The organism is Mesorhizobium sp. M0830 (genome assembly GCF_040319965.1).
In the GTDB taxonomy this organism is placed as follows: Bacteria; Pseudomonadota; Alphaproteobacteria; order Rhizobiales; family Rhizobiaceae; genus Mesorhizobium.
The window spans coordinates 39,698-53,376 of the sequence record NZ_JAMYOR010000035.1 but is presented as its reverse complement, the minus strand read 5'-3'; the positions used below and the strand labels follow the sequence as shown (position 1 = coordinate 53,376).

9 protein-coding genes are annotated in these 13,679 nt (G+C 62.7%); 7 read left to right on the top strand and 2 right to left on the bottom strand.

Annotation, left to right across the window (positions count from 1 at the left end; all coding sequences use genetic code 11):
• Positions 1-114: 114 nt before the first annotated feature.
• The 4 genes from glmU (at position 115) to NKI20_RS20395 (ending at position 4,650) form a co-directional block, all read left to right on the top strand.
• Positions 115-1,473, top strand: coding sequence for a bifunctional UDP-N-acetylglucosamine diphosphorylase/glucosamine-1-phosphate N-acetyltransferase GlmU (gene glmU / locus NKI20_RS20410; protein ID WP_352833555.1), 1,359 nt, complete (start codon positions 115-117; stop codon positions 1,471-1,473).
• Positions 1,474-1,656: 183 nt separating this feature from the next.
• Positions 1,657-3,480: a glutamine--fructose-6-phosphate transaminase (isomerizing) gene (gene glmS / locus NKI20_RS20405; protein WP_352833552.1), complete on the top strand. Its 1,824-nt coding sequence runs from the start codon at positions 1,657-1,659 to the stop codon at positions 3,478-3,480.
• 32 nt (positions 3,481-3,512) lie between these two features.
• Positions 3,513-3,815: a HigA family addiction module antitoxin gene (locus tag NKI20_RS20400; protein WP_352833549.1), complete on the top strand. Its 303-nt coding sequence runs from the start codon at positions 3,513-3,515 to the stop codon at positions 3,813-3,815.
• Positions 3,816-3,894: 79 nt separating this feature from the next.
• Positions 3,895-4,650 (top strand): DUF502 domain-containing protein, encoded by a 756-nt coding sequence (locus NKI20_RS20395; RefSeq protein WP_352833546.1) that lies wholly within the window; start codon positions 3,895-3,897, stop codon positions 4,648-4,650.
• On the opposite strand, the gene recG is transcribed toward NKI20_RS20395, so the two are convergent.
• The gene (gene recG / locus NKI20_RS20390; protein WP_352833543.1) at positions 4,602-6,710 is read right to left on the bottom strand and encodes an ATP-dependent DNA helicase RecG; all 2,109 of its coding nucleotides are present in this window, start codon (positions 6,708-6,710) and stop codon (positions 4,602-4,604) included. The genes NKI20_RS20395 and recG overlap by 49 nt on opposite strands.
• Positions 6,711-6,802: 92 nt before the next feature.
• On the opposite strand from recG, the gene NKI20_RS20385 reads away from it, so the two are divergent.
• The 3 genes from NKI20_RS20385 to NKI20_RS20375 all read left to right on the top strand — a co-directional run bounded on the left by NKI20_RS20385 (position 6,803) and on the right by NKI20_RS20375 (position 12,249).
• Positions 6,803-7,090, top strand: a complete 288-nt coding sequence (locus NKI20_RS20385) for a succinate dehydrogenase assembly factor 2 (protein ID WP_352726922.1) — start codon at positions 6,803-6,805, stop codon at positions 7,088-7,090.
• 71 nt (positions 7,091-7,161) lie between these two features.
• Positions 7,162-10,662, top strand: a complete 3,501-nt coding sequence (gene mfd, locus NKI20_RS20380; RefSeq protein ID WP_352833539.1) for a transcription-repair coupling factor — start codon at positions 7,162-7,164, stop codon at positions 10,660-10,662.
• A 213-nt stretch (positions 10,663-10,875) separates the two neighbouring features.
• Entirely contained in the window at positions 10,876-12,249 is a 1,374-nt protein-coding gene (locus tag NKI20_RS20375) for a class II 3-deoxy-7-phosphoheptulonate synthase (protein WP_352726949.1), read from the top strand.
• A gap of 120 nt (positions 12,250-12,369) precedes the next feature.
• Here the strand turns inward: NKI20_RS20375 and NKI20_RS20370 are convergent, their stop codons facing one another.
• Positions 12,370-13,440 (bottom strand): GGDEF domain-containing protein, encoded by a 1,071-nt coding sequence (locus NKI20_RS20370; protein WP_352726925.1) that lies wholly within the window; start codon positions 13,438-13,440, stop codon positions 12,370-12,372.
• Positions 13,441-13,679: the final 239 nt, after the last annotated feature.

The window sequence follows — 13,679 nt, the reverse complement described above, 5'->3', positions numbered from 1 at the left end:
CACGATTGGGAGTCAGCTGCTCCACCATCTCACCGGAATTTAACCGCATTGGTGCAGCATGGCGCCACTGTTAGCATGTCCTGATTCCCAACCCCTTCACATGGTTGTCCTTCCATGAGCCAGAGATCCTGCCTGTCCGTCATCCTCGCCGCCGGCGAAGGCACGCGCATGAAGAGCGCGTTGCCGAAGGTGCTGCACCAGATTGCCGGGCTGCCGATGGTCGCCCATGTGGTGAAGGCTGCCGAGGCCGCAGGCGCCGGCAGCCAGGTGCTGGTGATTGGCCATGGCGCGGAAGAGATGCGCAAGGCGGCGGCAAAATTCGCTCCGAAAGCCGAGACCTTTGTGCAGGAAAAGCGCCTCGGCACCGCGCATGCCGTTCTTGCTGCTCGCGAAGCGATATCAAAGGGTTATGACGATATCCTGGTGATGTTCGGTGACACGCCGCTGATCGACGCGGATGCGCTCACCGTGGCGCGGCTGAAACTGGCGGAAGGTGCTGCCGTCGTCATCATCGGCTTTCGTACCCCCAATCCAACTGGCTATGGCCGGCTGATCGAAAAGAGTGGCAAACTGGTCGCCATCCGCGAGGAGAAGGATTGCAGCGAGGAAGAGCGCAAGATCACTTTCTGCAATGGCGGGCTGATGGCGGTGGCCGGCGCCCAAGCTCTGATGCTGCTCGAAGCCGTCGGCAACAAGAATGCCAAGGGCGAGTATTACCTCACCGACATCGTCGAGATAGCCAGCGGGCGCGGTCTCGATGTCGTTGCGACTGAGGCCAGTTTCGAGAATGCGCTCGGCATCAACAATCGCGCTGAACTGGCGCAGGCCGAAGGCATCTGGCAGCAGCGTCGGCGCCAGGAGGTAATGCTGTCGGGCGTGACGCTGATTGCGCCCGAGACCGTGTACTTCTCGCACGATACCGAGATCGGCGCCGATACGATCGTCGAGCCCAATGTCTGGTTTGGTCCGGGCGTGAAGATCGCCACGGGCGCCAAGATCCATGCTTTCAGCCATATCGAAGGCGCCACCATCGCTTCCAACTGCGATATCGGACCATACGCTCGCCTGCGGCCGGGTGCCGATCTTAGACAGAAGGCCAAGGTCGGTAATTTCTGTGAGGTCAAGCAGGCTGTTATCGAGGAGGGCGCCAAGGTCAATCATCTGACCTATATCGGCGATGCGCGGGTTGGCGCGGGCGCCAATATCGGCGCTGGCACCATCACCTGCAACTATGACGGCTATTCGAAGTTTTTCACCGACATCGGCGCGGGCGCCTTTGTCGGCTCGAATTCCTCACTGGTGGCCCCTGTCACCATAGGCATGGGCGCCTACATCGCCTCGGGCAGCGTGATCACCGAAAGCGTGCCTGAAGACGCGCTGGCCTTCGGCCGCGCCCGCCAGAAGACGATCCCAGGCAAGGGCAAGGAGCTGCGCGAACGCTTTGCTTCGGCCGCGGCTGCGAAGGAAAAGTAAGTAAGCCCGGCCCCTGCAAAAACGCGAACGATTGCAGTAACCGGATTGCAAGAGCGGTCTGTCATGGTGCATCGACAGGAAGAAGCGTTCCGTTACACGGGGCGAAATACAATGTGACTTTCGCGGCAGGCCGGCCATCCCTAGATAGCGCTGGTTTTCCATGGGGAATCGGGGGCTGTCTGGATGTGCGGAATCGTTGGAATTGTCGGCCACTCGCAGGTTGCGCCGCTCATCGTCGATGCGCTGAAGCGGCTCGAATATCGCGGGTATGACTCGGCCGGCGTCGCTACCATCGAGCACGGCCAGCTTGGCCGCCGCCGCGCCGAAGGCAAGCTGGTCAACCTCGAACGCTTGCTGAAAAACGAGCCGCTCGACGGCACGATCGGCATCGGCCACACGCGCTGGGCGACGCATGGCGTACCCAACGAGACCAATGCGCATCCGCATTTTTCCGACGGAGTCGCTATCGTCCACAATGGCATCATCGAGAATTTCGCCGAGTTGCGCGAAGAACTGATCCGCGACGGCTATTCTTTCTCGTCGCAGACCGACACCGAGGTCGTGGCGCATCTGGTGGCTCGCGAACTTGCCAAGGGGCTGAAGCCGGTTGATGCCGCGCACCAGGCGCTGAAGCGACTGGAAGGCGCTTTCGCGCTGGCCATCATGTTCAAGGGCGATGAAGACCTGATCGTCGGCGCCCGCAACGGTCCGCCGCTGGCTGTCGGCCATGGCGATGGCGAGATGTTTTTAGGGTCCGACGCCATCGCGCTCGCCCCGTTCACCAATTCGATCACCTATCTCGAAGATGGCGACTGGGCGGTGGTGCGCAGCGATGGCGTCGCAATCTTCGACATTGACGGCACAAAGGTCGACCGGAAGCGCCAGCAGTCGCTCTCGACCAGTTTCATGGTCGACAAAGGCAATAGGCGCCACTTCATGGAGAAGGAAATCCATGAACAGCCCGAGGTGATCTCGCACACGCTGGCGAATTATCTCGACTTTGTCGGCGGCGTCTCCAAGCCGCTCGATCTGCCGTTCGATTTCGCAGCGATCGACCGGCTGGCGATTTCGGCTTGCGGTACGGCGTATCTCGCCGGCCTGATCGGCAAATACTGGTTCGAGCGCTATGCGCGGCTGCCGGTCGACATCGATGTCGCCTCCGAATTCCGCTACCGCGAAATGCCGCTGTCGAAGAGCGACGCGGCTTTCTTCATCTCACAGTCGGGCGAGACCGCCGACACGCTGGCCTCGCTGCGCTACTGCCGCAAGGCGGGGATGAAGATTGGCGCCGTCGTCAACGTGCGGGAATCGACCATGGCGCGCGAATCCGACGTCGTGCTGCCGACGCTGGCCGGGCCGGAGATCGGCGTCGCCTCGACCAAGGCGTTCACCTGCCAGCTTTCGGTGCTGGCATCGCTCGCCGTGCGCGCCGGTGTGGCGCGTGGCACGATTTCGAAGGAGCAGGAAAAGATCTTTGTGCGCGAGCTTTCGGAGGCGCCGCGCTTTGCCAACCAGGTGCTGAAGCTCGATCATCAAATCGAAAAGATCGCGCGCGAGCTCGCGCACTACAAGAACGTGCTCTATCTCGGCCGTGACACCAATTTTCCGCTGGCCATGGAAGGTGCGCTAAAACTCAAGGAAATCTCGTATATTCATGCCGAAGGCTATGCAGCGGGCGAGCTGAAGCATGGCCCGATCGCACTGATCGACGAGAACATGCCGGTCATCGTCATCGCGCCGCATGACCGCATTTTCGAAAAGACCGTGTCGAACATGCAGGAAGTGGCGGCGCGCGGCGGCAAGATCATCCTGATCACCGACAGCAAGGGTGCGGCGCTGACGAGCGTGAAGACGATGGAGACGATCGTGCTGCCGGACGTGCCGGAAATCATCTCGCCGATCATCTACGCGCTGCCGATCCAGATGCTGGCCTATTTCACCGCCGTGTTCATGGGCACCGATGTCGACCAGCCGCGCAATCTGGCGAAATCGGTGACGGTGGAGTAAGTTCTGCCTCCCAAATTGGGAGGTTGAGCCGAGTGGCATCGAAATTCGCACGTCCAGTTCATCCTGGAGAATTCCTGCGCGAAGAATATCTCGCCCCGCTCGGCATGAGTGCCGGCGCGCTGGCAAAAAAGCTCAATCTTCCGCGCACCCGTATTGAACGCATTGCCAAGGAGGAGATCGGCTTGACCCCCGATACGGCCCTCCGCCTCGCCAGATTTTTCAACACCACACCCGAATTCTGGATGAATTTTCAACAGGCCTATGAGCTTGAAACCGAAGCCAGGAAACTGGCGCCGGAACTTGAGAAAATCGAACCGCTGGAAACGGCGGCATAATCGGCGCTTTAAAAACTTCGCAGTTCCAATACGCCCTCTGGTTCACTATGTTGCGCTGCAACCCGCGCCCCGGTGAACCATGTCCGATGCTCCCAAGACCTCCGGCGTGACCCGGCTGAGGAACTATTTCCTCACAGGCTTCGTCGTCTGTGCGCCACTGGCGATCACCGCCTATATCGCCTGGTCGTTCATCGGCTGGGTCGATTCCTGGGTGAAGCCCTATATTCCGTTGCGCTACAGTCCTGATACGTACCTGCCGTTTCCGGTTCCGGGGTTCGGGCTGATCGTGGCGCTGATCCTGATCACGCTGATCGGTTTCCTGACGGCCAACATCGTCGGCCGCGCCATCGTCAATTTCGGCGAACGCCTGCTTGGCCGTATGCCGCTGGTGCGCGGCATCTATGGCTCGCTGAAGCAGATTTTCGAGACCGTGCTGTCGAACAAGGGCGACATGTTCCGACAGGTCGGGCTGGTCGAATATCCGCGCAAGGGCGTCTGGTCGCTGGTGTTCGTCGCCAGCGAGAAGGAGACCGAGATCAACCAGAAGCTCGACCAGGCAGGCGATCCGCTGATTGCCGTCTTCATGCCCTGCACACCGAACCCGACGACCGGCTTTCTGATGTATGTGCCGAAGTCGGACATCGTGCTGCTCGACATGACGATCGAGGACGGCGCCAAGCTGATCGTCTCGGCCGGGCTGGTGGCGCCCGAGGTCAAGCAAATGGTCGTCGTGAATGGCGAGCCGATCGAGGGAATGCTAGCCAACCCGTCGGTTGCCGCCTTGGCTCAGCCGGCGCGCAGGAGCCGCACGGCCTCGTCGCGTCCGAACAAATAAAGCAGCAGACGCAGCGCCTCGCCACGCTCGGATTGCAGCTCCGGGTCGCGCGACAGGATCAGCCTGGCGTCGTCACGGGCGGCCTCCAGAAGGTCGGCATGCGCCTCGATGCGCGCCACCTGGAAACCCGGCGTGCCGGACTGGCGGGTGCCCAGCAATTCGCCTTCGCCGCGCAACTTCAGGTCTTCCTCGGCAATCAGAAACCCGTCTTCGGTCTCGCGCATTACCGACAGCCGGCGTTTCGCGGTCTCGCCGAGCGGGTCCTTGTAGAGCAGCACGCAGGAGGACGGCTTGTCGCCGCGCCCCACACGCCCGCGCAACTGGTGCAACTGGGCGAGGCCAAAGCGTTCGGCATGTTCGATGACCATGACGGTGGCGTCCGGCACATCGACGCCGACCTCGATGACCGTCGTTGCGATCAGGATGCGTGTCTCGCCCTGCTTGAAGGCGCGCATCGCCTCGTCCTTGTCGGCACCCTTCATGCGGCCATGGACAAGGCCGATGCGGTCGCCGAACAGCGGCTTCAGCGAGGCAAAACGGTCCTCGGCCGACATCAGCTTGATCTCTTCGGATTCCTCGACCAGCGGACAGATCCAGTAGATCTTCTGGCCGCCGGCAACGGCGTCGACCATGCGGCCGACCAGTTCGTCCAGCCTTTCCAGCGGCAAGGTGACGGTGCGGATCGGCTGGCGGCCGGCCGGCTTTTCCGTCAGCTTCGACACGTCCATGTCGCCGAAGGCGGTCAGCACCAGCGTGCGCGGGATTGGTGTCGCCGTCATCACCAGCATGTCTGGTGCATCGCCCTTGGCGGTGATGGCAAGGCGCTGGTGGACGCCGAAGCGGTGCTGCTCGTCGATGACGGCGAGGACCAGGTCGTGGAAGGTGACGGTCTCCTGGAACAGCGCGTGGGTACCGACGACGATATCGATCTCGCCGCTGGCCAGGCCTGCCAACGTATCGGTGCGCTCGCGGCCCTTTTCACGGCCGGTTAGAATGGCGATGCGCAGTCCGACCTTGGCGGCAAGCGGCGCGATCGTCGCCAGGTGCTGGCGCGCCAGGATTTCCGTCGGCGCCATCAAGGCGGCCTGGCCGCCGGCCTCGACGGCACGCGCCATGGCCAGCAGCGCCACAACCGTCTTGCCGGAGCCGACATCGCCCTGCAAAAGCCGCAGCATGCGTTCGGGATCGGCGAGGTCGGCATTGATTTCGGCCAGCGCAAACTCCTGGCTTGATGTCAGCAAGTAGGGCAGTGCGGCACGCAGTTTCTCGACGATGCTGCCGTCGCCGACCAGGGGACGGCCAGACAGGCGGCGGACTTTTGCCCGCACCAGCGCCAGCGATACCTGGCCCGCCAGCAACTCGTCATAGGCCAGCCGCCGCCATGCGGCGGCGTCGACAGAGACGTCGATCGGGTCTGCCGGATTGTGGATGCGGGCGAGCGCATCGCCAAAGGCCGAAAAGGTGTGCCGGCGCATGAAGGCGCCGTCCTGCCATTCGGGAAATTCAGGCACGCGCGCAAGCGCCTGGCCGATCGCCCGGCGCAGCACCTTGCCCGAGAGCCCTGCGGTGAGCGGATAGACCGGTTCGACCAGCGGCAGGTTCTCCGCTTCGCTGGCCAGCGCTATATGATCGGGGTGGACCATGGTCGGGCGGCCGTTGAACCATTCCATGCGGCCGGAGACCACCACATGCTCGCCCTCGGGCATCGCCTTTTCGAGATAGGAAGCATGCGCATGAAAGAAGGTCAGCGCGATCTCACCGGTGTCGTCATGGGCATAGACCCGGTAGGGTACCGACCTGTTGCCGCGCGGCGGCGGCTGGTGGCGGTCGATGCGCACGTCGAGCGTTACGATCTGGCCTTCAGCGGATCCTGCGATACCCGGACGGCTGCGGCGGTCGATGACGGTGTGCGGCAGCACGAACAGAAGGTCGGCGGCGCGGGCGGCGCGATCACCGAGATCGGCGGTGACGACTTTCTCGATCAGGGCGCCAACCTTCGGCCCGACGCCGGCAAGCGAAGTGATCGGGACAAACAAGGGATCGAGGATGGTGGGGCGCATGATGTCAGCTTATGTTGCGACGGGTACAGCGCAAGGCTGACAGCACCTTCTATCCACGCTATATGCGCCGCAGCAAGCGAGGATGCGGCACAATGACCGGAACGACGAGATCAAGCGAGGGGCTGGACGCCCACCGCCGTAAGCTTCTGTTTCGCTCCTGGCATCGCGGCATGCGCGAGATGGACCTGATCCTCGGCACTTTCGCCGACGCCGAGATCGGTGCCTTGACCGGCGAGGAAATCGACCAATATGAGAAGCTCCTCGACATTCCCGACACTGAATTCCTGCCCATGGTCACCGGCGAACGCCCGGTCCCGGCAGATATCGATTGTGCCGTCCTGCAAAAGATCCTGGCTTTCCGCCACTCCATGACATTCTGAACACAAGCAATTCCAGGAAAAGTGCGAAGCGGTTTTCCGTCCGGAATTGCGACAAGCAAGACAGTGATTTCATGAGCCTCATTCCCATCATCGGTCTGCCGAAAGGCCGCGCCGGCCAGTTCATCGTCGACGGCGTCGCCGACGGCTACGAAGCCTTCGCGCTTGTGCAGGCGGCACTCGAGATCGCGCCCGACAAGCCGGTGCTGTTCGTGGCGCGCGACGGCCAGCGGCTGCCGGCGATCATCGAGGCACTGTCCTTCGCGGCACCAGGTCTGCCGATCCTCGAACTACCGGCCTGGGATTGTCTGCCCTACGACCGCGTGTCGCCCGGTTCGGACGCGGCCGCCAAGCGCCTCGATGCGCTGACCGCCATGACCGCGCTGGCGAAAAAGCCTCATCGCGCCGTCATCCTCACCACTGCCAATGCACTGCTGCAGCGCATTCCGCCGGCCGAACTGGTCGAGGCACAGACTTTCCACGCCAGGCCCGGCAACCAGATCGACATGAACGCACTGGTGTCGCGGCTGGAAACATCCGGCTTCGAACGCGTGCCGACGGTGCGCGGCATCGGCGAATTCGCGGTGCGCGGCGGCATTCTCGACCTGTTTGCCCCCGGCTGGACGGAGGCGCTCAGGCTAGACTTCTTCGGCGACACGCTGGAATCGATTCGTGTCTTCGATGCCGCCACCCAGCGCACCACCGGCCAACGCAAGTCGATGGCGCTGCAGGCGATGAGTGAAGTGGCGCTGACGCCGGAAACGATCAGCCGCTTCCGCCGCTCCTATATCGAAGCTTTTGGCGCGCCGCAGCGCGACGACGGGCTCTATGCGGCGGTCAGCGAAGGCAGGCGCTTCGCCGGCATGGAGCACTGGCTGCCGTTCTTCTACGAGCGGTTGGAGACAGTGTTCGACTATCTAACCGATACACCTGTCGTCTTCGACCATCTGGCGCATGAGGCGCTGGCCGAACGCCACACGCTGATCCTCGATCACTACGAGGCGCGCAAGAAGCAGGCCGACGGTGCGCTCAGGGATGCCGTGCCCTACAAGCCGGTGCCGCCGGATCTGCTCTATCTCTCGCCGGAAAACCTGATCGCCTCGCTCGGGCCGCGCGAAGCGATCGATTTCACGCCGTTCGATGCGCCCGATGCCGGCGCGAAGAAAGTCTACCACGCCGGTTCGCGGCACGGCCGCAGCTTCGTCGAGGAACGCGCCGACCCCAGCATCAATGTGTTCGACGTCGTGGTCAAACACATCGCCGACGAGCGCGCGGCGCGCCGCCGCGTCGTCGTCGCCGGCTGGACCGAAGGTTCACTCGACCGGCTTGGCCAGATCCTTGGCGAGCACCATCTCGGCAACCTCAAGCAGGTCGCGACCCTGGCGGAAGCCGAAAAGCTCGAGCCGGGGCAGGCGGCGCTCGCCGTGCTGCCGCTCGAATCCGGCTTCGAAACCGAGAAACTGATCGTCGTCGCCGAACAGGATATTCTCGGCGACCGGCTGATCCGGCGCTCGAAGCGCAAGAAGCGTCCCTCGGATTTCATTGCCGAAGCCTCGGCGCTGTCGGCGGGCGACATCGTCGTCCATGCAGACCATGGCATCGGCCGTTTCGTCGGTCTGCGTACCATCGAGGCAGTCGGCGCGCCGCATGATTGCCTGGAACTCCACTATGCCGGCGACGACCGGCTGTTCCTGCCAGTCGAAAACATCGAGCTTTTGTCGCGCTACGGTTCTGACACCGCCGAGGCGACGCTGGACAAGCTCGGGGGCGGCGCCTGGCAGTCGCGCAAGGCGCGGCTGAAGAAGCGCCTGCTCGACATGGCCGGGCAATTGATCCGCATCGCCGCCGAACGGCAGATGCGCGCCGCACCGGCGCTGGTGCCGGCCGAAGGCCTCTACGGCGAGTTCTCCGCCCGCTTCCCCTACGAGGAGACCGACGACCAGCAGACGGCGATCGACTCGGTGCGCGACGACCTTGGCGCCGGCAAGCCGATGGACCGGCTGATCTGCGGCGATGTCGGCTTCGGCAAAACCGAGGTAGCGTTGCGGGCCGCCTTCATCGCGGCGATGGAAGGATTTCAGGTGGCGGTGGTGGTGCCGACGACACTGTTGTCGCGCCAGCATTTCAAGACGTTTTCGCAGCGTTTCTCAGGCCTGCCGATCCGCGTTGCCCAAGCCTCGCGTCTGGTCGGTGCCAAGGAACTGGCGGAAACGAAGAAGGGCATTGCCGAGGGCCAGGTCGACATCGTCATCGGCACCCATGCGCTGCTTGGCTCCGCGATCTCGTTCAAGAACCTTGGCCTGCTGATCATCGACGAGGAGCAGCACTTTGGCGTCAAGCACAAGGAACGGCTGAAGGACCTGAAGACCGATGTGCACGTGCTAACGCTGTCGGCGACGCCGATCCCGCGTACGCTGCAACTGGCGCTGACCGGGGTGCGCGAGCTGTCGCTGATCGCCACGCCGCCGGTCGACCGCCTGGCGGTGCGCACCTTCATCTCGCCCTTCGATCCGCTGGTGATCCGTGAGACGCTGCTTCGCGAACGCTATCGCGGCGGGCATTCCTTCTATGTCGTTCCGCGCATCAGCGATCTCTCAGAAATCCATGATTTCCTGAGAGAATCCGTACCTGAACTGAAAGTTGCGGTGGCCCATGGCCAAATGCCGTCGGGCGAACTCGACGACATCATGAATGCCTTCTACGACGGCCAGTACGACGTGTTGCTGTCGACCACCATCGTCGAATCCGGCCTCGACATCCCAACGGCCAACACGCTGATCATCCATCGCGCCGACATGTTCGGCCTGTCGCAACTCTACCAATTGCGCGGCCGCGTCGGGCGTTCGAAGGTGCGCGCCTATGCGCTGTTCACGCTGCCGGCCAACCGCAAGCTGACCGACACCGCTGAGCGCCGACTGAAGGTGCTGCAATCGCTCGACACGTTGGGCGCCGGCTTCCAGCTGGCCAGCCACGACCTCGACATCAGGGGCGCGGGCAATCTTCTGGGCGAAGAGCAGTCCGGCCACATCAAGGAGGTCGGCTTCGAACTCTACCAGCAGATGCTGGAAGAGGCCGTCGCCGAGGTGAAGGACTCCGGCGAGGTGCAGGATGGCGGCTGGTCGCCGCAGATTGCCGTCGGCACGGCGGTGATGATTCCGGAAGGCTATGTGCCGGACCTGCAGCTCAGGCTGGCGCTTTATCGGCGTCTCGGCGATCTCGAAAACACCGAGGAAATCGATGCTTTCGGCGCCGAGCTGATCGACCGCTTCGGCCCGCTGCCGGAGGAAGTCAAGCATCTCTTGAAGATCGTCTTCATCAAGGCGCTGTGCCGCAAGGCCAATGTCGAGAAGCTCGACGCCGGGCCGAAGGGCGTCGTCATCCATTTCCGCAAGCGTGAATTCTCAAACCCGGTCGGGCTGGTCCGGTTCATCGGCGAGCAGGGTTCGCTGGCCAAGATCCGGCCGGATCACAGCGTCGTGTTCGTGCGCGATTGGCCAACGGCCGAGAAGCGGCTGGCGGGCTCCGCGGTCGTCATGACACAACTGGCGCGGCTGGTGGAGAAGGCGGCGGCGTAGGGCAGGGATAGGACACCGCCTCGCCAGGCGGGCATTCGCCACGCAGCCAAATCCGGTCTAGAATAGGAAATCGGCTTCGTGTATGGAGCCGCGATCCCTTTATGGGGCGGGTTGGCGGGCGATGGCGCCCATTTGTTTGTTAGACGCAATTCCGGGCGGAAAACCGCTTCATACTTTTCCTGGAATTGCTCGGAGAGAGCGTTGGGTGCAGCGATGACGAAATGGTCGCCGAATTCTTGGAGAGCAAAACCGATCAAGCAGGTTCCTGCCTATCCGGACCTTGCCGCGCTGAAGACCACGGAAGCCCAGCTCGCGACCTTTCCGCCGCTGGTTTTTGCAGGTGAGGCACGCAAGCTGAAGAAGCAGCTTGCGGCCGTCGCTGCCGGTGACGCATTCCTTCTCCAGGGTGGCGATTGCGCCGAGAGCTTCGCCGAGCATGGCGCGGACAACATCCGTGATTTCTTCCGCGTCTTCCTACAGATGTCGGTGGTGCTGACCTTCGCCGGCGCACAGCCGGTGGTGAAGGTCGGCCGCGTAGCCGGCCAGTTCGCCAAGCCGCGTTCGTCCGACAACGAGACCAAGGGCGGGGTGACGCTGCCCAGCTATCGCGGCGACATCATCAACGGCATCGAATTCGACGCCAAGTCGCGCATTCCCGATCCTGCCCGCCAGGAGATGGCGTACCGCCAGTCGGCGGCGACGCTCAACCTTCTGCGCGCCTTCGCGCAGGGCGGCTATGCCAGCCTGGAGAATGTGCATAGCTGGATGCTCGGCTTCGTGTCCGACAGCCCGCAGGGCGAAAAGTATGAATCGCTCGCCAACCGCATCACCGAGACGATGGACTTCATGAAGGCCGTCGGCATCACCTCGGAAACCAATTACGCCCTGCGCGAAACCGATTTCTACACCAGCCACGAGGCGTTGCTGCTCGGCTACGAGGAGGCGCTGACACGCGTCGATTCGACCTCCGGCGACTGGTATGCCACCTCGGGCCATATGATCTGGATCGGCGACCGCACACGCCAGCCCGACCATGCGCATGTCGAATATTGCCGCGGCATCAAGAACCCGCTCGGCCTGAAATGCGGCCCGTCGCTGACGCCGGACGGGTTGCTGGAACTGATCGACCTGCTCAACCCCGAGAACGAGCCAGGCCGGCTGACGCTGATCGCGCGCTTCGGTTCCGACAAGGTCGCCGACCATCTGCCGAAGCTGGTGCGCGCGGTGCAGAAGGAAGGCCGCAGCGTGGTGTGGTCGTCGGACCCGATGCACGGCAACACGATCGAGGCCGCCGGCTACAAGACGCGGCCGTTCGACCGAATCCTGAAGGAGGTGCAGACCTTCTTCGAGGTGCACCGCGCCGAAGGCACGCATCCGGGCGGTATCCATGTCGAGATGACCGGCAAGAACGTCACCGAATGCACCGGTGGCGCGCGCGCCATCACCGCCGAGGAGTTGCAGGACCGCTACCACACCCATTGCGATCCGCGCCTCAACGCCGACCAGGCGATCGAACTGGCCTTCCTGGTCTCGGATCTGTTGAAGAAGAGCCACCCGGTGCAGCACAAGCACGCCGTCAACGGCTGATTTTCGCCGCGATCCGGATGAATTCATGAAAAGGCGCCCGAGAAATCGGGCGCTTTTTGTTTTCAGCCCTGCGTTCGTGCTGCCGGCACAGGCGCGAGGGGCAGGCAGGAACCGAAGGTATCAGTCCTTCTTGTAGAGCAGCCAGCTCTTGCCGGCCCGACCGGCCATCGTCGAGTGCCTGGTGACGCGGTTGCGGCCACTGACCTTCGAGCGATAGAGCGCCCGGTCGGCCTTGGTGTAGAGGTCCTCGGGCCCCTCGGCCTCGGATGCCATGCAGATGCCCATCGAGACGGTGACGGTGCCGTAATTGGTACCGGTCTGGCTGCTGGTGAACGGCGTCTCCTCGATCAGGGCGCGAATGCGCTCGGCTATCTCGTAGGTGGCATCCTCGCTGGCGCCCTCGATGATCAGCGCGAACTCCTCGCCGCCGGTGCGGGCAACGAACATGTCGCCGCGAATGCCTGTCTGGAAAATGTCGGCTATGATCTGGATGATCTTGTCGCCGACCGGGTGGCCGTAGCGGTCGTTGATGTCCTTGAAACGGTCGATGTCGGCAAGGATCAAGGCGTTGAACAGGATACCCTTGTTGCTGTTGTAGATCTTCGTAATTTCCTTGTCGAAGGCGCGGCGATTCCAGATATGGGTCAAGGGATCGGTATCGGCCAGCCGCTTGTATTCCTCGAGCTTCGACTTGACGCTCTCCAGTTCGGCAGTCTTGTCGCGGAGCGTCGAGGCCACCTGCCGACCGTGATCGATCGTCGAATTGGTGGCAACCGACATGGCATTGGCAATCTTCTGCAAAAGATCCTGAGACAGAAGGCTGCGGCCGCTGAGGCCACTCGATGTCTCATCGAGGATCCTGCCGTATTTCTCGATGTGGCTACGCTCGCTCCGCAACAGCGAGGCGACCTCTTCAAGCTCCCTGGCAATAACGTCCCTGGCATGCTCGACGATGCCGGGGCCATGGTTCTGGGCAAAGAAAGTGCGCCCGATCTGGTCCAGTTCATCCTGTGTCGGCCGGTTGCTCAGCGAAACGACGGCGAGGCTGAGTTCGCGATTCGTGCCGCTCAGGGCCTCGTAGAAGATCTCGTAGTTGCGCGGCAGGCCGAGCACGCCCAGCTGGCGCATTGTGGCGATGACACTGGCTGCGATGTCGGTCTTTCGTTCTGTGGGGACGGCTGCCAGCTGCATGTTCTGATCACTCTTCCCCTCGGATCCCGCCGTAGAATTTGCAGGTTCCACGTGTCGCCGTCCTGGGGAATGCCACCCGATAGTCCACAATTTGCGACGAGACGCGTCCCCACCCACGACCTTCGCTTGCCGTGACCATAAATGCGCCGGCGCTAAAGTTTCCTTAATTTGTAAAGTGCGGACACGTTTTTCTCTATTTGCGGCTGTAGAAGCTTGAATGAAACTGAATTTCGGGTTCG

Excerpts from the sequence above, each read along its gene's own strand:
- NKI20_RS20375 (WP_352726949.1), top strand. The coding sequence starts at position 10,876 with ATGACGAAATGGTCGCCGAATTCTTGGAGAGCAAAACCGATCAAGCAG.
- glmU (WP_352833555.1), top strand. The coding sequence starts at position 115 with ATGAGCCAGAGATCCTGCCTGTCCGTCATCCTCGCCGCCGGCGAAGGC.
- recG (WP_352833543.1), bottom strand. The coding sequence starts at position 6,710 with ATGCGCCCCACCATCCTCGATCCCTTGTTTGTCCCGATCACTTCGCTT.
- NKI20_RS20370 (WP_352726925.1), bottom strand. The coding sequence starts at position 13,440 with ATGCAGCTGGCAGCCGTCCCCACAGAACGAAAGACCGACATCGCAGCC.
- glmS (WP_352833552.1), top strand. The coding sequence starts at position 1,657 with ATGTGCGGAATCGTTGGAATTGTCGGCCACTCGCAGGTTGCGCCGCTC.
- NKI20_RS20395 (WP_352833546.1), top strand. The coding sequence starts at position 3,895 with ATGTCCGATGCTCCCAAGACCTCCGGCGTGACCCGGCTGAGGAACTAT.
- NKI20_RS20385 (WP_352726922.1), top strand. The coding sequence starts at position 6,803 with ATGACCGGAACGACGAGATCAAGCGAGGGGCTGGACGCCCACCGCCGT.
- mfd (WP_352833539.1), top strand. The coding sequence starts at position 7,162 with ATGAGCCTCATTCCCATCATCGGTCTGCCGAAAGGCCGCGCCGGCCAG.